Below are 19,188 nucleotides of genomic sequence, written 5' to 3'. Positions count from 1 at the left end.
TTCCTGATTACACAGATTCACTAGTATTGACTGGATTATTTTCAGCTTGATTTTTCAGCTGCTGGTTTGCTTCCTGAAAAAAGAACAAATAAGCAGCTTCAAGCGTGTCTTTATCATTCAAAAGCTTTTCCGGACGAGCGTTATAAACTTCTTCATACAGCTTTCGTAAAATGTCATAATATTGTTTTACTTGTACGCGCTTAGTCTCACCTACACCATGTTCTCGAATTCTGTCTAAACGAGTATGATATTGTTGGGCTAAAGCTGCAAACATCAACTCTAAATCCATGTAAGATTTTTGAGCGCGAACAGCAGAAGTAAAAGCCGTAAAAGGTTCAGTTAGCGAGGTGCGTTTAAAAGAACTTCCGCGTAATTTTGCTTCAGCAGCAATTTGAGCAGCTTCTTTAAGATATATCGTTAACAATTTATTTTCATCGGGCATAAGACTCTCCAGTAAAATATTTAATGGTTCACGAATGCGATTCCAATTAGATTCTAAATTTGGTTCATCTTGTTCGCGCAAAATCCAGCGTAACAGCACATAATAAAGTTCAATTGGTCTTGCCATTGTCCGCGCTAAATCGTACAAACAATCATCCGCTTTCTGAATACTCGCTACTGCGATCGCTAATTTTCCTATACATTGCAATTGCTGTAATATTTTCTCTGCTTCTTGACGGTTATATTGTCCGGAATTAAGCAATGGTTGAAGTGTTGCGGGAATTCCTTCAACTCTTCCGTACACACTATCAGTCAGTTCTACTTCTAAATTTCCACTCAGAGTAAAAGGAAATCCAAAATCGGTTGATAAGGAAATCTCTAAAGCTAATCGCAAAGATTTTAGTAAAGCAATACTTGCATTTCCATCTCCCCAAACTAAAGGAATAATTACACTATTATGAACAAAATCGGAACGTTTAGGAAATGCCAAACCTACAACTTTATTCGGTTTAAATTGCAAAATACTTTCTCGATAAAGCTGCAACTCGTCAATAGTAACAGTACCACCTTCAGCATTTGTGGCTGCAAGTTCTTCTATCCGTTCTCGCCAAATTCTTAATAACGCTGGAGAAGAATTTTTAGGTAATGCAAAACATAAATACAAAGGGTCTTGTTTTTTGACTGCGGGAAAATGTGCTCCAACTGCCATTAATTGATACGCTAAAGCTGCAATTGTGTCAGCTTGTCTTTTTGGTTCTGCACTAATTCCACCTGGTAAACGATTAGAAAATGCTTGCACTTTTGTTCCCGGTGGCATATTATCAGAAATTAGCTCGTCGGTTTCTCCAAAAGTCGAACCCAGCGAACAACGTTGTTTAGGATTTGCTTCAATATAAGCGTCTAAATCCTCAACTCTAATTAAGCAATTGCTATTTGGTAAATTCAAAACTCTGGCAACAGTTGCTATCATTTCTGGTGAAGCTGTCGATGCTTTTGTACTTTGGGAGTTTTCCTTTCGCATTTGAAAAGAATCGCGCAAAGCATCTTGAATACCTTCCATCCCTTTCACCGCAGCTTTAGCAGCAAATAGTGGTCTACCATATTGCCCATTAAATGCTTCTAGTGCAGCACGTTTTAATTCAGAAATTCCTGTATAACTGGCTATCTTATCCCAAACGTCTTTAGGATTTAATCCTGCTTCTCGGTAACTTAGATATGCTGCTTTTAATCCTTCAGAAATAGCAAATTCTTCTGCATCCCTAACTGGTTGTAAACCTAATTCAACTGCTTTCTCTAATGCATCCTTACCCGCAGCTTCTCCCCACTTAGTTACATCTTTGGCAATTTTATCGGCTTTAAACCCTATTTTCTTTTTCTCCAACAGTGCATTTACATTGACCAAGACTTCCTCAATATTTTCTTTAATCGCTTGCGGATAAATTTTAATACCGTCCTTAGTTGCTCTCACCAACTTTTCAATATTATTACCGAAAACCTGGTCAATTTTACTTTGCCAAATCGCAGCTATTTCTGTTGTCAAATCATCTTTGGGTAAAATCTCACCCTCAAACAATTCTCCATCTGGAAAAATAGCTAAAGGCTTTAATCCATGCTTTTGTAAAACCTCTTCACATGCACCCAACAAAAGCGCAGTAATATAACCCCTATCCTCAGCAATCCGAACACGCAATAAATTACAAGGTCTATCAAAAGCAACCGTTAATTCATTTTGAACCTTGCGAAATCTTTCAGACTCAGAAATACCCAAATCAAACAAATCTGCCGCTGTTATCATAGCAGCCCAAAGTTCAATTCCTTCCTCTTCCGGTAAAAATCTCGCTCCATCGCTGACGTTATGACCGGAGTGACGCTCAATTAACCTTCTCGCTAACTCCAAATCCTCATCTGTGCAAATAAAACTTGATACACCCGCTAATTCCAACTGTTCCCGCAGAAAAACCTTATCCCTAGCTAAAGTTTTAACCTTACGTTCCGATTTATCCAATTTATTCAAGTCGTGAACCGCAGTCGCAGCAAGTAGAACACGTCGCTTGTCATCAGGAACTTTGCCAATTGCGCTGACTGTAAGGATAAATTGACAAGCAGAATCTAAATGTTCCGCAAGAGTTGTCCCCTTTCTGACACCATCCTGTTGATGGGTTCCGTGAAGCTCGTATAAATTAGGACGAATTTCGCTGAAATAACGCTCCTCCAAACTTTTCGGAGGACGATTTAAAAGCCGAGTACGCTGAGACATAAGTAAAAACTCTGATGCACAATTAAGTTTATTAATCAAAACAATGCTTTGGGATTGTTGATTACACGGATATTTGATACACAGCTAGGCGTAGTCTGTGAATCAAGGTTTCCCAAAACAAATATTTGCGTCATTTGATTTTCAATTTGGTGGATTACAACATTCTTAGTTCAGCCAAATTTATGAGTCATCTTCATATAAAATTCGCGCCTATAATTTTTGCTTCCTCCAATCGAATAACCAAAGTGTCTATCGCTTCTCGCAAATCATCAAAATTATGGTGAGATGGTAAACGAATTATGACAATCCCTGCATAATCGGAAGGATTATATTTCAAACGATTTCCCCTCGGTCGTTAGTAATTAAACACCTACCCTCAGAAGTGCAAATCTCAATTAATTCCTCATCCAGGGTTGAAGTTAAATTTTGCTCCCTCACCGTTACTACATCATGTCCTGCCAAACGTAACCATGTAACAACCCGCAGACTGGCAAGATGTTCATCCAGCTTTATCTTCACTTTTTTGTAGCTTCCTTATTAGTTCCTATGGGAATCTCAACAAAATAGCCTTTGCTCATCTCAGCACCATAAGCTATGCAGGCTAAAATATCTTCTTTTTCGATACCAGGGTACTCTTCCAAAAGTTCCTCAATACTCACTCCCCCAGCTAAATAATCCAAAATCATCGAAACCCAAATCCGATGTCCTTTAATGCAAGGTTTACCAAAACAAATATTTGGGTCGATTGAAATTCGAGAAAGTAGATTATTCGTAGTCATTACAATTCCTCTGGATTTTGCCTATTTATTTAATGTTCTAACAAATCTATCTTTTCAGCCTGGTGTCGAACTAGAAACACTGTACTTCAAAGTATCCTTAAGTAGTGTCCGTAAACTCTTGTTAATCCCTATATTGCCATTCAAAATAGAAGTTGGCAAGATGTGTCCGCATAATAGTGTCCGTATACTAATTTTCTATTTATGAGTCGAAAAGGTCAGTCGATAACACTGTCGATATCAGAACGCGATAAAGCTGAATTGGAAGCTCTAGCGCTAGAGTTTGGGATGACTTGGGGGGAGCGTCCTAACATTTCGAGGTTGGTGGAAGCGATCGCACGCCGTCAGTTACTGTTAGGTAACAATAATGATTGGTCACAAACCCGCATTCGAGCGTTAGACAGAGCGATGCGTGCATTAATTGACATCGGACAAAACGAGCAAGCACAGGAAATTGCCAAGTTACTTTTGGAACGTAGCGAACTATCAACACCACTACGAACCGAAATCGAAGGTTTCCTAGAAAATCCGCCCCCAGCTTGGCGTTTGCAGGTTGACTCTTATATCCAGCGTCAGCAACCATTTCAGCTTTCCTATGAAGACGCAGCGCACCGTGTATGGAATTTTACTATCCGTCATGCAAAAGTTACACCCCACGAAAAGCGGCTATATCTAGATTGCTGGTGTGAGGAGACAGAAGGTAATTTAGATGTGGAAGAATTGCGACATAATTGGTGTTTGCGACTCGACCGGATTCAAGATGCTGCTGTAATGGGTATTTCTGGGGAATGGCATTCTGGGTTAGCCCAGATAGATGTAGAAATGCATTTATTTGGTGGTTTAGCTTTTGCCTACCAAACCAAACCAGAAGACAAAATCAACGAATGGATACCGGAAAAAGAGCGATCGCGTCGAGTCGTGAGAAGCGTTTCATTTACTTTTTGGTTTATTCGGGAAGTAATGCAATATACCCCTGATTGCGTGGTCGTGTCGCCGGATAGCGTGCGATCGCTTGTCAAAGAAAAACTGAAAACTTTATGCCAGCATTACAATCTGGAAGTTTCTTCTTAGTTGGTCACACAAATTGCAAATCATACATATTGTAGAGACGTTCCGGTGGAACGTCTCTACGACGTTTGCAATATTTTTATTACTATTAATTTAACGGGCATAATATGACACAAAAGCGATAAGATATTCCTAAATATCACACAAATTAAAAAACCGTGGCTGCTGAGGGCTAACCACGGTGGAAAAATGTATTTAATTATCTAATTTCCAATACCTACAATTAATTAATCGCGGCTATTGAGGGCAATTAGCAACCGCAAGATAAAGACAAACAAATTGATGTAGGTAAGGTACATAGACAAAGCCGCAGGCAGATATTGCTTATCGCTGTAGGTGCGCGGCAAGATGTAGAAATCAACTACAGATGCGCCAACAAATAAAAGCACACCCAGCCCGGAAATGGCAATTTCTAACCAATTTGGCGTGTAAACACCGAACAACGACAACCCGAATTGTGCTAGGCAAACAACCACTAAGGCAATAATGCCTAAATTGATAGTTTTAGTCAAAGCCATGCCGTCTGAGTCAGAGAGATTTGAACCGACTTGACGGGCGGCAATAAAAGTGATACCACAACCAAGGGCAGCTATACCGATTCCTTGAATGCCAACTCCTTGGGTTCTCAAGGCGAGATAAATTAAGCCACTAAGGGTATATCCCGACAAGAGGCTGTAGGTTGCCAAAAGGGGCAGGGCAACGCCTTTGTTGCCTTTTTCAGCAACGTTTTGGGCAACAAAGAACAGAATTAGTTCCAGGATGACCGCACCAATGACGGTGGGCAGGAAAAGTCCGGGGTTAGTACGGATGACTCCTAAACCACCGTAAGCTGCCAGCGCTGTTAAAACCAGTCCACCTCCAACGTAGGGAAGGGCGTTGGCAATTACATTTGGACCAACGAGGGCTTGATTTTTAGCCTCGCGGATAGCGTTACGAAAATTGCTGGTATTGCTCATATTTCACAACTAATTTTTTAGAAAAACAGTGCTGCTCACTTCTATTTTGAACCATATCAAGAGAGCTATGTGATTTCACAAATGGGGGAATTCCTCACTTGATTTATATCAAGTCAAACTAGCCGGAAACAGATAACGGCGCAAAGCATATACGTGTAAATACTTATGCCGAAAGTTAGACCCCTCACAAGTTCAGTATAACGACGATGGTTTATTCAGCGCCATCTATGGAAAATAATTACAGCTTTGATGAAAATTTACGCAACTCCAATTTTTCCGAAAAAGGAGTTACTAGAAAGGAATTTATATGGTAGCATGTCAGTCCTCTCTGCGGTCTGATGGTATCGAGTTATTGCACTTATACCACCAGAATCCTTCTATTAAACTTCGTAATCAACTTGTACAGTTACATACTGGCTTAGTGCGTAAGATGGCTCATAAATTCAGCCATCAATGTAATGAACCTTATGAAGATTTAGAACAAATCGGTTATTTCGGTTTAATTAGGGCAATTGAGCGATTCGATCCGAGTCAAGGATATGCTTTTAGTTCGTTTGCTGTGCCCTACATTCGTGGAGAAATGCTGCACTTTTTGCGCGATCGCAGTACTCTATTAAAGATACCCCGTCGCTGGCAAGAACTCTACAATGAAGGGCAAAAAGTCCGCAAGGAATTAGCAGTCTCTTTGGGTCGTCCTCCGAAAGATTCGGAAATTGCCAACATACTCAAAGTATCTGTTCAAGAATGGCAAGAAACTAAATTAGCGGCTCAAAATCGGCTGCCTTTAAGTTTAGATGCTACCGCAGTTCACTATGTTGATTGCCAAATAACTTTGGGTGAAGCGCTTCCCTGTCCGCGTTCTACGGCTTTTCAACAACTAGAAGAAGAACGCCAACAACTGCAAGGGGCAATAAATATGTTAGAAGAAAAGCCCCGCTTGGCTGTTGAATTAGTCTTTTTGAAGGAACTTTCTCGCAAAGATGCCGCGAAGAAAATTGGCACTAGTCCAATGACAGTAACGCGATATCTCCAAAAGGGAGTTCAGGATTTAATGTGTTTCTTACAACCCGCAGTGGCAACTGGATCTTGATGTTTTTATTAGCAAGTAGAGGAGATGGGGGAGATGAGGGAGATGAGGGAGATGGGGGAGATGAGGGAGATGAGGGAGATGAGGGAGATGAGGGAGATGAGGGAGATGAGGGAGATGGGGGAGATGAGTAGAAAAATTATTAAAGACCACAAGGATTTAGAAGTTTATAAAATGGCTTTTGATTCAGCCATGAAGATTTTTGAAATATCTAAACAGTTCCCAGTAGAGGAACGTTACTCACTAACCGATCAGATTCGTAGGTCTGACGCTCGAAGACTCGCTAACGCTTCGCTATCACGTTCAATTTGTGCTAATTTTGCTGAGGGATGGCGTAAAAGAAGATATCAAGCCGCTTTTGTTGCTAAATTGAGTGACTGTGAAGCAGAATCAGCGGAAACTCAAACTTGGATTGAGTTTGCTGTAAAGTGCAAATACATGGATGTTGAGATCGGTCGAGAACTCTATGGTACATACAACCAAGTTTTAAGCGGTTTAGTACACATAATTAACAACCCCTCACCTTGGCTAATTAAGCGTTAACCTCCCCCTCATCTCCCTCATCCCCCTCATCTCCCTCATCCCTCCACTTTACTTATCTAGATTTTAAATCTGCGATCGCTCCTTTTGTCATAGCAGCAATGGCTTTATCAGTCGCTTTCGGCAAATGATAATATTTACCTCCTGAAGTATGAGCTAATTCCTTGGCAAAGCCAGTGGAAACAAATTTACTTTCAGTATCAATCATCAATAACTGCATCCCTAAAGCACGCATTCTGGCGGCAATTTCTAGCAATTCCGCTTTGATATCCGGCTTTTCTCCAGGTTCAAGTTGCGGTTCCCCTAAAGAACGAGACAACGGAATATTCCCGCGTCCATCGGTTATCGCTACAATTACGACTTGCCCAATATCTCCACTCATTTGAGCATTCAACCCTACCCGCACAGCTTGGCTTAAACCATGCGCTAGCGGTGAACCACCACCACAAGGTAATCTTTCCAAACGGTTACGCGCTAAGGCAATAGAGCGGGTTGGAGGCAATAATACCTCAGCTTGTTCCCCCCGGAAGGGAATCAACGCCACTTGGTCGCGGTTTTGATAAGCTTCTGTTAAAAGTTGCATTACCGCACCTTTGGCAGACTGCATCCGGTTCAGTGCCATTGACCCAGAAGCATCGACTACAAATATTACCAAAGCCCCGGCTTTACGTACCAACCGCTTCGAGCGAATATCTGCCTGTTCGACAAATACCCGCTTTTGGGGATTTTGGATTTTGGATTTTGGATTTTGGATTTCTCCCCCAGACCACGCTTCCCCCACTTCCCGGCTCCTCAAACGTCGTGCTTTTTGATACGGTGCTGCGGCTCTCAGGGTGGCATCTACGGCGATGCGTCGCACTTTTCCTTTGGGCAGCATCGGCTTAATGTAGCGTCCCCGGTCTTCAGACAGAATTAAGCTGCGACTGCCAGATTTACCCATGCGCTGCGCCATCTGAGCAAAATAAAGCACGCTGGGATCGAGAATTACACCTTCGGGATCAAAGATGAATTCTTCGGGTATGCTGGGTGGTTCTTGTTGTTCTTCTTGTTCGTCTTCTTCCTTCTCTTCTTGTTCTGACTCGTCTTGATTTTCTGGTGGTGGGGGTGGAGGTGGTGGAGGTGGCGGTTGTTGTTCTGGTGGTGTCTGCAACACCGTTGCTCGTGGTACAATTACTAGCTCCACTGCACGGCGCAAATCTTCGGCATTTACTGTGGCGCGTCCATCCAAAGCCGCAGATGCTTTCGCCACGCGCATGGCGAATAATTCGGCGCGATGTCCTTGCACTGCGCCACGAATTGCTTCATCTACTAAGTAGGCGATTTGTTCGTGGGTGATGGTGACTTCTTTAAGCCATTCCCGTGCTAGGAGGATTTGAGTTTTTAGGTTATCGATGTCTTCGTTGTATTGCTGAAGAAATTCTTGGGGAGATTTAGAATAGGCGATCGCTTGTTCTACGGCTTCGACTCTTTGATCTAATCCGAGTACGCCGTCAGCCGAAAGTGCGATCGCTATTCTATCAAGCAAATGTTCTCGCAATGCTCCTTCTTCTGGATTGTAGGTAGCTATAAACAGCGGTTTGCTCGGATGCTGAAAACTAATACCTTCCCGCTCAATTCGGTTGCGTCCGTCAGATAATACTGTTAAAAGCTGGTTGCTGATTTGGTCATCTAATAAGTTAATTTCATCGACATACAGCACTCCTCGGTTTGCGGCAGCGAGTAAACCAGGCTGAAATACTGTTTCCCCTTGTTTTACCGACTGTTCCACATCCACAGAACCCAAAAGTCGGTCTTCAGTCACTCCTAGAGGAATTTGCACAAAGGGTGCAGGGATAACTTCAGTTTCTATTGTCTCTTCAGCTTCGGCTAGAAGCTTATCATCCCATTCTTCTGGGCGATTGGGATCGCAATTGCTCAAACCACCTTTAACTATTTCAATCGGTGGAATTAAAGCATGGATAGCACGAGCCATCACAGATTTTGCCGTACCGCGACGACCTGCGATCGCTACTCCTCCTAACTCCGGATCGACCGCAGCTAGCAGCAACGCTAGTTTAATTGCTTCTTGACCGACGACAGCAGTCAGCGGAAAGGCAGTAATTGTAGGCGCAGGCATGATTTGCACATTTTAGCTAGTCTCGGCTTTTAGCATATCAATTTCTGGCACATTTAGAATAAGTATTATCGCACGTTTGTTTTCAAAGCAAAATGTATGAGTATCGCTCAGGCTAAACGCTTCACATTGGATGAATACCACAAACTCGCCCAATTAGGCTTTTTCCATCCCCGCACGGAAGTGTCCTCCTCTGTGCGCCTCTACGGTTCGTTAGATAAAATACTTTTCACAAACAAAATAATATTTTTATACATATACAAATATTTAAAAATTAATAGTATTAACTGCTAATTCGTAGTATTTAAACTTAAATAGATTGCTAATGCATAAACTTTTATATTTTCTTGATGAAAAACTTATACGCCAAGCTTTAACTCATCGTTCTTATGTTAACGAAAACCCAGCAGAAGGCGAACATAACGAACGCTTAGAATTTCTCGGTGATGCTTTGCTCAATTTCTTAAGTGGCGAATATCTTTATCGCCGTCACCCAGAAAGGGGAGAAGACGAATTAACTCGTCGTCGTTCAGCTTTAGTAGATGAAAAGCAATTAGCAAAGTTTGCTATCGAAGTAGGTTTAGACTTCAGAATGCGGTTGGGAAAAGGTGCAATTCGAGATGGAGGCTTTCAAAATCAGAATTTGCTTAGTAGTACTTTTGAAGCAGTTATTGCTGCGTATTATTTAGATAATAATTCAGATATTGAAGCCGTTCGCGCTATTGTTGAACCGTTATTTGATTCTGTACCTGAAAATATTGTTGTATCTCGCTCAAATGTAGACTCAAAAAATCGTCTTCAGGAATGGGTACAACGCAATGTGACTCCAAATCCCCCTAAATATGAGGCAGTTCAAATAGGTGGTTTGTCTCACGCACCAGAGTATCTCGCCAAAGTTTTTGTGGGTGAAAAAGAGTTTGGACAAGGTAAAGGACGCAATAAAAAAGATGCAGAAAAAGCTGCTGCTGAAGATGCACTAGCTAAGTTGAAAAAACAAGGTTTGTTGTAAAGTTGAATTATGATTTGACTGACAAAGGCAAAATCACAGTAAAAGTAGAACCAACTCCTACTTGTGAATGTAGCTTAATTTCGCCTTGCAATAGTTTTACCAGTCGCGAAACTATTGCTAACCCCAAACCAGTGCTTTCAGGAAGATAAGATTTATCGCTCAAAGCCACGCGAAAATAAGATTCAAAAATCTGGGTTTGGTCTTCTTTAAGAATACCAATTCCGGTATCGGAGATTGCGATCGCCCATTTATCATTCTCCCACATTTGACAGGTTATCTTAATCTTGCCTGTCTCTGTGTAGCGAATCGCATTACTTACCAGATTTGTCACGATTTGCTGTAATCGTAACGAATCTGTAACAATTTCACTCGGAGCGCGATCGCAATCTAACTCCATTTGTAAATTTTTATTACGTGCCAAAGGCTCTAACATTTCATACACATCGTTAATTAATTTATCGACATTGATAGATGCTGGGTGCAATTTCATTTGTCCAGCTTCATAGCGCGACAATTCTAGTGCATCATTAATTAAGTGTAGTAATTTTCTCCCACTACGTAGCACGCGCTCAATGTGTTCTAAATTCTTAACGTTATCTTTTACTTCTGTGTTTTGTCGTTGTAAGCGCAAAAACAAATCCGAGTAGCCAATAATTGAAGTCAGAGGAGTTTTTAATTCATGCGCTAAATGTGACAAATTATCTTGATTTGCGCGAACTAAGCGACTCAGTTCTTGATTGTTGAGAGTTAAGTGATTTTGCAGTTGCTCTAGTTCTGATAATCGCTGCTCAGTGTAGCTTTGAAAACAGCGACCGATCGCTTCATCTAATACCATATCAATTAACCGCACTGTCCGCATTACTTCTGATGCTGATGCTTGCAGCAATTGTGGCTCTAAAATCGAAAATATAACTTGACGCAGTATCCTATATTCTCGTGCAATTTCCGCAGCACTAAAGCCTTGTTCTGCTCTGAGACTACCATGATGCAAACTCGCATCAACTATCGGCTGAATTTCACTATTTTGAGATTCCGAAAGTACAGTTGCTAACCCTGAGAGGACATGATCGATATGATTTTCTATCGCTTTTCGAGATAAGTCGTTAGCACTTTCAATCTTCTTGTCTTGGCGAACGGCTTCCACCCACTTTACTATAATCGTGTCTGTTTTTTCAAGCAAAAATTCACTCAAATCCATTATGGTAGCTTCGGCAAAGAATAAATGAATAAGCTGATAAATACCTATATATAATTATTTTAGCGATCGCCCTCTTGACTTTTTAGCATTTTTTGGATAATTCATCTGTCCCAAGACGTAAATTTATCATTTATCTTGTTTATTTTATATCGGAATTAGAGAAAATATTTAATTAAAAAATCTTAATATAACTATCTTTACCAACTAACCATGTTAAAATCTCAATTAAACTTGAGTAAGTCAGCTTAATCTAGCAAATTTTATTACCTAAACAGTTTAGGTATGAGATCCTAGAGCGGAGGAACCACATTTTGGGGCGTATTTTATAGAAAGTTAAGAGTCAGGAGTCAAAAGTCAGGAGTGAAGAGTGAAGAGTGAGGAGTTTTGAACTCATAACTCATAACTCATAACTTATAACTCATAACTCTCTTAAGAAGGGTATTTCTCAGCCCTAGCCCGTCAGCTAACTTCGTAGGCATTGAGAAGAGACTGAAGAGGCAAGCAACATTATTATTAATGTTATGACCTCATCAGTATCGAAGGCTGGTGCTGCTCAGATTTTTCGTACCTGCGCTTAAATCTGTTGAGGTGAAAATGATATTTCAATTGAATTTGGCTGCTATTGTAGCAGTTGCGGGACAGGCTGTTTGGAAACAGGCAAAACCTGTGATTATCAAAGATGTAGTTCTATTACCTATCCTTGGGTTCTTGGGGATTATCTTATTGTGGTGGGTTATCGCCCTTGCCAACCATGAATTAATGCCCACCCCCCCTGAGGCATTAGTAGCGAATATGGACTACATTTTAAATCCATTTTACCAACGCGGACCAGGCAACTTAGGAATTGGTTGGTTATTGCTAGCAAGTCTGCGTCGGGTAATACTTGGCTTTTTGTTAGGTGCTATAGTGGCAATTCCTCTGGGTTTTCTGATTGGCATGTCCAAATCGGCAATGTTAGCTTTTAATCCGATCATTCAGATTTTTAAACCCGTATCGCCTCTAGCGTGGTTGCCTATAGCCTTAGCCATATTCAACTTAGCAGATCCGTCAGCTATTTTTGTTATTTTCATTACTTCATTATGGCCCACAATTATTAACACTGCTTTAGGAGTTTCTAGCGTTTCTCCAGATTACTTAGACGTAGCGCGGGTGCTAGAAATGCCTCGTTGGAGACGGATTACAAAAATTATCTTGCCCGCAAGTTTGCCGTATATTTTTACAGGTTTGCGAATTAGTTTAGGGATTGCTTGGCTAGTAATTGTTGCTGTAGAAATGCTCACAGGTGGTATTGGGATTGGCTTTTTTGTCTGGGATGAATGGAGTCGTTTAAATTTGAGTTCAGTATTTTTAGCCGTGTTCGTAATTGGCATAACTGGGCTACTACTTGACTTCGCCGTGAGCAAAATTCAACAATTAGTAACTCGCCGCCCGACAACTTCAAGTTAGAAAATGGGTAATGGGTAATAGGTAATGGGTAATGGGTAATGGGTAATGGGGAATGGGGAATGGGGACGCTTGGACGCTTGGACTAGAAAAAGAATTATTACCAATGACGCCAGGTGCTTCAAGCCGGGAAACCCGTCCAACGCACTGGCTCCCCAATGCCCTATGCCCAATGCCCAATGCCCAATGCCCAATGCCCAATGCCCAATTACCAATGCCCTATGCCCAATGCCCAATGCCCAATTACCAATCATCGGTGAAAATGACGTATGGGTAACACCGACAATAACAACTGGAATCGACGAGACTTTATATTAGGAATGGGAGCAACGACAGCGGGACTGGCGCTGTCTTCGTGTGCAATTTCAGGCGATCGCTCTGCCAAAGGACTGACTGAAGAAGCTTTAGCTATAAAACCAGTAGTTAGATCCCAAGACTTAGAAAAACCGGATATCACCGTTGGTTATGTTCCGGTGAATGATTGTGCGCCATTTGCGATCGCCTGGAAAAAAGGCTTGTTCCGCAAGTATGGCTTGAACGTCAAACTTAACCGCGAAGCTAGTTGGGCAACCTCCCGCGACGGTCTAATTTTTGGTCGCCTTGATGCCTCACCCGTAGTATCCGGTGCCGTCACCAACGCCAGAATCGGTGCAGAAGGCGCACGCCACGCCCCTCTGTGTGCGGCAATGACCATTCACCGTCACGGCAACGCCATGACCATGAACAAAGCCATGTGGGATTTCGGCTTGCGTCCGTGGTACGAGTACAACGGCGATTTAGAAGCATTTGGCAAACAATTCCGGGCATACTTTGACAGCCAACCCCCAGAACGCAAAGTTTGGGCTGTGGTGCTGAGTTCCGCCATTTACGAATACTTTGTCCGCTACGTATCCGCTGCCGCAGGTGTCGATCCCCTGAAAGAGTTTCGCGTCATCATTGTTCCACCCCCCCAGATGGTAACAAACGTGCGAATTGGCGCAATGCAAGCTTACATGGTTGCGGAACCTTGGAATACACGGGCAATTAAAGGTAACGAAGGCGTCGGTTTTACCTTTGCACAAGGCAAAGAAGTCTGGCACGGACACCCAGATAGGCTATTAGGGGTGATGGAATCTTTCATCAAAAATTATCCCAAAACCTATCGTTCTTTGGTGAAAGCAATGATTGAAGCTTGTCAATATTGCAGCAAACCAGAAAACCGTCAAGAAGTTGCCGAACTGATTACTGATCGCTCGTTTACAGGTGCAAAACCAAAAAAGCCGGGTGCGCCGATCGCTAAATTTACAGGTCCGGCAATTCTCGGTAACTATAACTATGGCGGATTTGATGGCAAAGACCGCACCATCAAAGCTGCCGATACCACCATTTTTTATGATATTCCTGACAACATTCCCAAACAGCCTGGAGAACACTCGACATTCTTATGGCGATCCAGAAGTGTTTGGTTAATGACACAAGCAGCACGTTGGGGACAAATTAAAGAATTTCCCAAAAATGCTGATAAACTGGCTCAACAAGGCTGGAGGACTGATTTATACCGGGAAATTGCCGCTGAAATGGGTATCGATTCTCCCAAAGATGATTACAAAGTGGAATCACCAGAAGTATTCATCGACAAAAAAGGCTTTGACCCTAGCGATCCTGTGGGCTATCTCAATAGTTTTGAGATTAGGGCAAATGCACCTACCCGTTTTTATATGAGTTAAAAAATCACTCTTCATCAGTATTATTTCAGGAGTTTCTCAAGATGAAATCGACCTCTTTTTCTGAGGATAACTACAATATCGCCACACCCCGCAGTGAATTTCTGGAAATTGAAAATTTAGTGAAAGCTTATCCCACACCAGAAGGTAAAAAATTTGTCGTTTTAGATAATGTGAATCTCAGTATTGGTGAAGACGAATATATATCTGTAATTGGTCACTCTGGTTGCGGTAAATCTACTTTATTAAAAATTGTTGCTGGTTTAGAAAAAGCAACTTCCGGCTCAGTGCGGCTTGATGGTAAACAAATTAACAAGCCGGGAGCGGAAAGAATGATGGTGTTTCAAAACTACTCGTTACTACCTTGGTTAACGGTGCGAGAAAACGTCCGTTTGGCTGTGGATGAAGTGTTAAAAAATGCATCTCGTCCGGAGAAAATTAGCATTGTTAACGAGCATCTAGCAATGGTAAATTTAACAGCGGCGGCTGACAAATATCCTGATGAAATTTCTGGAGGTATGAAACAGCGTGTAGGTATTGCCAGAGCGATCGCCATTCGTCCGAAAATGTTGCTCATGGATGAACCTTTTGGAGCGTTAGATGCTTTAACTCGCGGAAAATTGCAGCGTCAGGTATTAGATATCTGGGAAAACCACAAACAAGCGGTAATGATGATTACTCATGATGTGGATGAAGCGATTTACATGAGCGATCGCATTGTCTTAATGACCAACGGTCCAGCGGCTAATATCGGGGAAATATTAGAAGTTCCTTTTGAACATCCACGCGATCGTGCAGCCATGCGAAACTCAAAAGAATATTTTGAACTTCGCAACCACGCACTAAACTTCTTAGATCGCTATTTTACTCAAGACGAGTAAAATACACTATCATTTATCCTAGTGGGTAGCCTAATTCAAATTCATCAAACCTAGATTTGAAGCGGAGGAACCATCTTGTGGGGCGTATCTCATATCAAGTGAAGAGTTATGAGTTAAGAGTGAGTAATTTTTACTATTTAACTCGTAATTCTTAGAGAGAGACACCTTCCAGTCTTAGCCCGTCAGCTAACTCCGTCGGCAATGGAAGGAACCCCCAAAACTTTGGCTTTTATAGCAGTTGTTATTGGGGTTTCCTTAAATATAAAGATGAATAACAAAGGATGAAGGATATAAAGATATACTTCTTAATTTATACTTCATCCTTTACACTTCAGCCTTTAGTTACCCTGCTTCTCGTTCATCGTTAATTTTAGTAGAGAGAAGTTAAACCTGTGAAAATCAAGCCAATGTTAGTTCGTCTTCAAAGCGCAATAGGTCGTGATGACTTAATTGAGCAAATGGTATTGCTATCACCAAAAACATCTTGTGCTGAAAAAGCTCAACCAGCAAAATCAGTTAACTTAATCGTTGGTTATAACAGTTCTCCCAACAGCCACACCGCACTAGATATGGCTTTTTGGATTGCCCATCAAACACGTTTAGCCACTAACGTACAAGTTATAGTTCAAGCTGTTTATGTAGTAGAAGAAAATCAAAAAAATCAGTATTTAGATGTCTTTCATTCCGAAATGCATGAACCTTCATTGGCATGTCCGGTTAACTATGCATCCAAGTCTACTACATCCGTTTTATCTCAACCTCAACTCACATCAAACGCACTTTCTTTAGAAACAAAATTAACAGACAACCTTACCCAAGCAGACCGAATTCTTTGGCAAGCACGCAGTTTGGCTGAAGAATGGCAGGGTTCCTTCAAAGCTCATTTGCGGTTTGGTTGCGTTGCTGAAGAACTTCAAAAAGTAGTTAAATTAGAAGCAGCTGATATCCTGTTTCTGGGTTGTCAGTCTATAAATCATCCGATTATCCAAACACTAGACTCTGATTTACCCTGCGTTGTTCTGGGTATTCCCAATTGTATAAACATTTAATTCAAATGTTCGATTAATAGTAGAGACGTTCCGACGGAACGTCTTTTTTAATAAATTAGGCATTTCCTGACTTCAAAAAGCCACCTATAACCTAATACGCTTGGTGTTATATCGATTCCGGCTGCACCAGAATGATATGATAACTCTGGGAATCTTAAGGGTGCAAAGTCAGAAGTTATGCCTAAACGCATAAATTTAGAGCCTCACCAAAGCGTGGAAGAGCTATTTCAGCTTTACCGATAAACATCTGACCGAATTGAACGAACACGCTATCAAATAATTTGGTTGTTGGCACAAGGAAGATTGACATTTATATGTTGCACAAGTAACAGGTTATTGCCGTAACTCAGTATATCGCTTAGTTCATGGAATTTCAGAACATTTAACTTTTGTATTGAAGAAACTTGAGCGCGAGGGATAAAAATGACAACCGATTATGATACCATAGCTCTTCTGTATAAAAAATCCAAAGAATTGCCGTTTAGACGGCATATTGAAGCATATACATTCTTTAATTTACTAGACGATTTGACCGGAAAATCGCTCCTCGATCTCGCTTGCGGTGAAGGATTCTACACCAGACAATTTAAACAAAAGGGCGCTGCACGAGTATTCGGGGTGGACAATTCTGAAAAAATGATCGAACTTGCAAGACAGGAAGAAGCCTCACAAGCGCAAGAAATTGAATATATCGTAGCTGATGTACTCGAACTTGGTAAAATTGGCAGCTTCGATCTCGTGGTTGCTGTTTATCTGCTAAATTACGCCCAAACCAAAGAACAACTGTTTAAAATGTGTCAGAGCATATACGCCAACCTGAAACCGGGGGGTCGTTTTGTCACTGTCAACAATAATAGCGAACAACCACCTGCTTCCTATCTCACAACTGAAAAATATGGATTTATCAAAAGTGTGGATGAGCCGCTCACAGAAGGCACAGCTATAAAACACACATTCAAAGTTGATGGGAAAAAATTCAGCTTCAATAACTATTATCTTAGCCAAGCCACCTATGAATGGGCATTCCAAAGTGTCGGCTTTAAAGAGGTTCGGTGGCAAAAACCGATAGTTTCTCCTGATGGAGTGAGGCAAGAAAGTCAAGAGTTTTGGCAAGATTTCCTTGACTATGTGCCTATAGTTGGCATTGAGTGCCTTAAATAGCTATTTTTGAAGCAATCAAGCAGAGGAAGTAATATTATGTCATGCAGCTTATTGCTTACTAAACCCGGAGAATCCCACCCCGCCTTCATCTCCCGCTTTGTCTCCCCTCCCCGCTTACTCTTAAGGGATGCGCTCTTCTTGGGGTGCGTCGCAAGTCTGCCCAAATGCCATACAAAAAATTAGCGATCGCACCTACAATAAGATTCAATCCCACCAATAGCAAACAATGACTGCATCATGGTCGTGTTGAACATCATTACCCCATAACGCCCCCGAATATCGAGTTCTCAGTCGGCGCTTTAGCCGAAAACTGTAGTTTTCATTCGTGCCATCAATTATTTCTACTGAATCAGCACGCCACTTTTTACCTAAATCTAAAAGCTGAGATACTTTTGTATCTTGATTCTCGGTAAGGATGTATAACGTGTCCCCAGGATAAGCAACGAAATGGATGATGCTAGTCTCAGGCATGGGACGATAGTTTGCCATTGCCAAGAGGGTATCAATCGTACCACCAAAGCTTAAACCATTTTCATCTGGTGTAAAGATTGGTTTTGTGAACAGAAAGCTTGCCCATAAATCCGTGCGTAAAGATTGGTCAGCAATCACCTCTTTACCATCGAACTGGTTAAATTGCACCAGACATACCAAAGCAGCAAAGAGTTCTTGAGGAGAATAAGACCTCGCTATCGATTGGATTTTAGTTAAGTCAAGCATCGCCCCATCCGTGTGTTAGTTGGTTGTTGTTACCTTCCTTGAATTGTAGAGCCTATCAAATTCATTTAGGTTGTCTACATCAGTAGTACCACTAACTTCTACCATTACTGTGTTTTAAATCACAGTATCTAGCTGTTGTATCCACTCACTAATTTGGTCGGCTTTATGACTTACAACTTGCTTTGATGCCAATCTAGTTGAAAAAAGACTTAACAAAACTTTTTCATTAAAAATTTTTACAAAAATTATATTTACTTTAACTATTTTCTCTCTTTTGGGGGATGCTATCACCTATTTAATTTAGGAATTTTAACTAACAGAATTATATATAAATCATAGTGTAAACATTATAAACATTTTAGCTAGATGTGTGCTAAAACACTAAAAGAAAAATAGATTCAAAACCCAAAATAAATTAAGGGATTAAACGTATGAAGCCGCAGGAAGAATACATTGCTCATTATAATTCCGAATCAGGGCAAGCATCGTCAATCCAAGATATTAACAAATCTCAATTTAATAATCTCAGCGAAATTAATAGCTTAGATAAAGTTAGAGATATTCTTTTCGGTAATCAGATGCGGGAAGTTGAAAGAAAATTTGCCCGCTTAGAAGAACGTCTGATTAAAGAGTGTACTAACTTACGAGATGAGACGAGAAAACGTTTAGATTCTTTAGAAAGCTATTTTATAGCAATTCTCGGTTACGTGAGGTACACCCGTAGGGGCACGGCACTGCCGTGCCCCTACACGCGACGATATAATGTTGTACCGCATCTGAATGGGAACT

Annotated in this window: 18 protein-coding genes, 2 pseudogenes and 2 riboswitches; of the genes and pseudogenes, 13 read left to right on the top strand and 7 right to left on the bottom strand. The window is 41.3% G+C overall.

Annotated features, from left to right (window positions below; translation table 11 throughout):
• Positions 1 to 7 precede the first annotated feature (7 nt).
• The 3 genes from AABK37_RS27225 to AABK37_RS27215 form a co-directional block, all read right to left on the bottom strand.
• Entirely contained in the window at positions 8 to 2,698 is a 2,691-nt protein-coding gene (locus AABK37_RS27225; protein WP_432554629.1) for a CRISPR-associated protein Csc3, read from the bottom strand.
• Between the two features lie 333 nt (positions 2,699 to 3,031).
• Positions 3,032 to 3,217, bottom strand: a complete 186-nt coding sequence (locus AABK37_RS27220; RefSeq protein ID WP_432554628.1) for a DUF5615 family PIN-like protein — start codon at positions 3,215 to 3,217, stop codon at positions 3,032 to 3,034.
• Positions 3,214 to 3,477 carry a DUF433 domain-containing protein gene (locus AABK37_RS27215; RefSeq protein WP_432554627.1) on the bottom strand — a complete coding sequence of 88 codons (264 nt, stop codon included), beginning with the start codon at positions 3,475 to 3,477 and terminating at the stop codon, positions 3,214 to 3,216. The genes AABK37_RS27220 and AABK37_RS27215 overlap by 4 nt, the downstream gene beginning before the upstream one ends.
• Positions 3,478 to 3,678: 201 nt before the next feature.
• On the opposite strand from AABK37_RS27215, the gene AABK37_RS27210 reads away from it, so the two are divergent.
• Entirely contained in the window at positions 3,679 to 4,545 is an 867-nt protein-coding gene (locus tag AABK37_RS27210) for a helix-turn-helix transcriptional regulator (protein WP_432554626.1), read from the top strand.
• A gap of 224 nt (positions 4,546 to 4,769) precedes the next feature.
• Here AABK37_RS27210 and AABK37_RS27205 read toward each other — a convergent pair whose 3' ends face one another.
• Entirely contained in the window at positions 4,770 to 5,498 is a 729-nt protein-coding gene (locus tag AABK37_RS27205) for a Bax inhibitor-1/YccA family protein (protein ID WP_432554625.1), read from the bottom strand.
• Between the two features lie 307 nt (positions 5,499 to 5,805).
• Between AABK37_RS27205 and AABK37_RS27200 the strand changes: the two genes are divergently transcribed.
• Genes AABK37_RS27200 through AABK37_RS27190 form a run of 3 tightly spaced genes read left to right on the top strand, consistent with a single transcriptional unit; the run spans position 5,806 to position 7,128 of the window.
• Positions 5,806 to 6,588, top strand: a complete 783-nt coding sequence (locus AABK37_RS27200) for an RNA polymerase sigma factor SigF (protein WP_432554624.1) — start codon at positions 5,806 to 5,808, stop codon at positions 6,586 to 6,588.
• Positions 6,588 to 6,719, top strand: a complete 132-nt coding sequence (locus tag AABK37_RS27195; RefSeq protein ID WP_432554623.1) for a hypothetical protein — start codon at positions 6,588 to 6,590, stop codon at positions 6,717 to 6,719. The genes AABK37_RS27200 and AABK37_RS27195 overlap by 1 nt, the downstream gene beginning before the upstream one ends.
• Positions 6,712 to 7,128 carry a four helix bundle protein gene (locus tag AABK37_RS27190; protein WP_432554622.1) on the top strand — a complete coding sequence of 139 codons (417 nt, stop codon included), beginning with the start codon at positions 6,712 to 6,714 and terminating at the stop codon, positions 7,126 to 7,128. Before AABK37_RS27195 ends, AABK37_RS27190 begins: the two co-directional genes overlap by 8 nt.
• 52 nt (positions 7,129 to 7,180) lie before the next feature.
• On the opposite strand, the gene bchD is transcribed toward AABK37_RS27190, so the two are convergent.
• Positions 7,181 to 9,241 (bottom strand): magnesium chelatase ATPase subunit D, encoded by a 2,061-nt coding sequence (gene bchD / locus AABK37_RS27185; protein WP_432554621.1) that lies wholly within the window; start codon positions 9,239 to 9,241, stop codon positions 7,181 to 7,183.
• 96 nt (positions 9,242 to 9,337) lie between these two features.
• On the opposite strand from bchD, the pseudogene AABK37_RS27180 reads away from it, so the two are divergent.
• Both AABK37_RS27180 and rnc read left to right on the top strand, forming a co-directional pair.
• Positions 9,338 to 9,409: pseudogene (locus tag AABK37_RS27180) on the top strand (Uma2 family endonuclease); the annotation flags it as partial.
• A gap of 154 nt (positions 9,410 to 9,563) precedes the next feature.
• On the top strand, positions 9,564 to 10,247 hold the full coding sequence (gene rnc, locus AABK37_RS27175; RefSeq protein ID WP_432554620.1) for a ribonuclease III: 684 nt from the start codon (positions 9,564 to 9,566) through the stop codon (positions 10,245 to 10,247).
• A gap of 7 nt (positions 10,248 to 10,254) precedes the next feature.
• Here rnc and AABK37_RS27170 read toward each other — a convergent pair whose 3' ends face one another.
• Complete coding sequence (locus tag AABK37_RS27170) at positions 10,255 to 11,445, bottom strand: sensor histidine kinase (protein WP_432554619.1); 1,191 nt, start codon at positions 11,443 to 11,445, stop codon at positions 10,255 to 10,257.
• 254 nt (positions 11,446 to 11,699) lie between these two features.
• Positions 11,700 to 11,938, top strand: a riboswitch (cyclic di-AMP (ydaO/yuaA leader).
• Between the two features lie 101 nt (positions 11,939 to 12,039).
• Here AABK37_RS27170 and ntrB point away from each other — a divergent pair.
• The 6 genes from ntrB (at position 12,040) to AABK37_RS27140 (ending at position 17,682) form a co-directional block, all read left to right on the top strand.
• On the top strand, positions 12,040 to 12,891 hold the full coding sequence (gene ntrB, locus AABK37_RS27165) for a nitrate ABC transporter permease (protein ID WP_432554618.1): 852 nt from the start codon (positions 12,040 to 12,042) through the stop codon (positions 12,889 to 12,891).
• A 45-nt stretch (positions 12,892 to 12,936) separates the two neighbouring features.
• Positions 12,937 to 13,206, top strand: coding sequence for a hypothetical protein (locus AABK37_RS27160; RefSeq protein WP_432554617.1), 270 nt, complete (start codon positions 12,937 to 12,939; stop codon positions 13,204 to 13,206).
• On the top strand, positions 13,158 to 14,594 hold the full coding sequence (locus AABK37_RS27155; protein ID WP_432554616.1) for an ABC transporter substrate-binding protein: 1,437 nt from the start codon (positions 13,158 to 13,160) through the stop codon (positions 14,592 to 14,594). The genes AABK37_RS27160 and AABK37_RS27155 overlap by 49 nt, the downstream gene beginning before the upstream one ends.
• A gap of 41 nt (positions 14,595 to 14,635) precedes the next feature.
• Complete coding sequence (locus AABK37_RS27150) at positions 14,636 to 15,472, top strand: ABC transporter ATP-binding protein (protein ID WP_432554615.1); 837 nt, start codon at positions 14,636 to 14,638, stop codon at positions 15,470 to 15,472.
• 27 nt (positions 15,473 to 15,499) lie between these two features.
• Positions 15,500 to 15,682, top strand: a riboswitch (cyclic di-AMP (ydaO/yuaA leader).
• A 197-nt stretch (positions 15,683 to 15,879) separates the two neighbouring features.
• Positions 15,880 to 16,521: a universal stress protein gene (locus AABK37_RS27145; RefSeq protein ID WP_432554614.1), complete on the top strand. Its 642-nt coding sequence runs from the start codon at positions 15,880 to 15,882 to the stop codon at positions 16,519 to 16,521.
• Positions 16,522 to 16,944: 423 nt separating this feature from the next.
• Entirely contained in the window at positions 16,945 to 17,682 is a 738-nt protein-coding gene (locus tag AABK37_RS27140; RefSeq protein WP_432554613.1) for a class I SAM-dependent methyltransferase, read from the top strand.
• Positions 17,683 to 17,886: 204 nt separating this feature from the next.
• Here AABK37_RS27140 and AABK37_RS27135 read toward each other — a convergent pair whose 3' ends face one another.
• On the bottom strand, positions 17,887 to 18,399 hold the full coding sequence (locus AABK37_RS27135; protein WP_432554612.1) for a hypothetical protein: 513 nt from the start codon (positions 18,397 to 18,399) through the stop codon (positions 17,887 to 17,889).
• 431 nt (positions 18,400 to 18,830) lie between these two features.
• Between AABK37_RS27135 and AABK37_RS27130 the strand changes: the two are divergent.
• Positions 18,831 to 19,188, top strand: a pseudogene (locus AABK37_RS27130) (hypothetical protein); the annotation flags it as partial.

The organism is Tolypothrix sp. VBCCA 56010 (assembly GCF_050875635.1).
GTDB lineage: Bacteria > Cyanobacteriota > Cyanobacteriia > Cyanobacteriales > Nostocaceae > Hassallia.
This window is presented reverse-complemented; position numbering and strand designations above follow the sequence as displayed.

What these genes read in the sequence shown, in the direction of transcription:
- bchD (WP_432554621.1), bottom strand. Translation starts at nt 9,241, where the DNA reads ATGCCTGCGCCTACAATTACTGCCTTTCCGCTGACTGCTGTCGTCGGT.
- AABK37_RS27200 (WP_432554624.1), top strand. Translation starts at nt 5,806, where the DNA reads ATGGTAGCATGTCAGTCCTCTCTGCGGTCTGATGGTATCGAGTTATTG.
- AABK37_RS27225 (WP_432554629.1), bottom strand. Translation starts at nt 2,698, where the DNA reads ATGTCTCAGCGTACTCGGCTTTTAAATCGTCCTCCGAAAAGTTTGGAG.
- AABK37_RS27215 (WP_432554627.1), bottom strand. Translation starts at nt 3,477, where the DNA reads ATGACTACGAATAATCTACTTTCTCGAATTTCAATCGACCCAAATATT.
- AABK37_RS27195 (WP_432554623.1), top strand. Translation starts at nt 6,588, where the DNA reads ATGTTTTTATTAGCAAGTAGAGGAGATGGGGGAGATGAGGGAGATGAG.
- AABK37_RS27155 (WP_432554616.1), top strand. Translation starts at nt 13,158, where the DNA reads ATGGGTAACACCGACAATAACAACTGGAATCGACGAGACTTTATATTA.
- AABK37_RS27210 (WP_432554626.1), top strand. Translation starts at nt 3,679, where the DNA reads ATGAGTCGAAAAGGTCAGTCGATAACACTGTCGATATCAGAACGCGAT.
- AABK37_RS27135 (WP_432554612.1), bottom strand. Translation starts at nt 18,399, where the DNA reads ATGCTTGACTTAACTAAAATCCAATCGATAGCGAGGTCTTATTCTCCT.
- AABK37_RS27140 (WP_432554613.1), top strand. Translation starts at nt 16,945, where the DNA reads ATGACAACCGATTATGATACCATAGCTCTTCTGTATAAAAAATCCAAA.
- rnc (WP_432554620.1), top strand. Translation starts at nt 9,564, where the DNA reads ATGCATAAACTTTTATATTTTCTTGATGAAAAACTTATACGCCAAGCT.
- AABK37_RS27160 (WP_432554617.1), top strand. Translation starts at nt 12,937, where the DNA reads ATGGGGAATGGGGAATGGGGACGCTTGGACGCTTGGACTAGAAAAAGA.
- AABK37_RS27170 (WP_432554619.1), bottom strand. Translation starts at nt 11,445, where the DNA reads ATGGATTTGAGTGAATTTTTGCTTGAAAAAACAGACACGATTATAGTA.
- AABK37_RS27150 (WP_432554615.1), top strand. Translation starts at nt 14,636, where the DNA reads ATGAAATCGACCTCTTTTTCTGAGGATAACTACAATATCGCCACACCC.
- AABK37_RS27145 (WP_432554614.1), top strand. Translation starts at nt 15,880, where the DNA reads ATGTTAGTTCGTCTTCAAAGCGCAATAGGTCGTGATGACTTAATTGAG.
- AABK37_RS27190 (WP_432554622.1), top strand. Translation starts at nt 6,712, where the DNA reads ATGAGTAGAAAAATTATTAAAGACCACAAGGATTTAGAAGTTTATAAA.
- AABK37_RS27205 (WP_432554625.1), bottom strand. Translation starts at nt 5,498, where the DNA reads ATGAGCAATACCAGCAATTTTCGTAACGCTATCCGCGAGGCTAAAAAT.
- ntrB (WP_432554618.1), top strand. Translation starts at nt 12,040, where the DNA reads ATGATATTTCAATTGAATTTGGCTGCTATTGTAGCAGTTGCGGGACAG.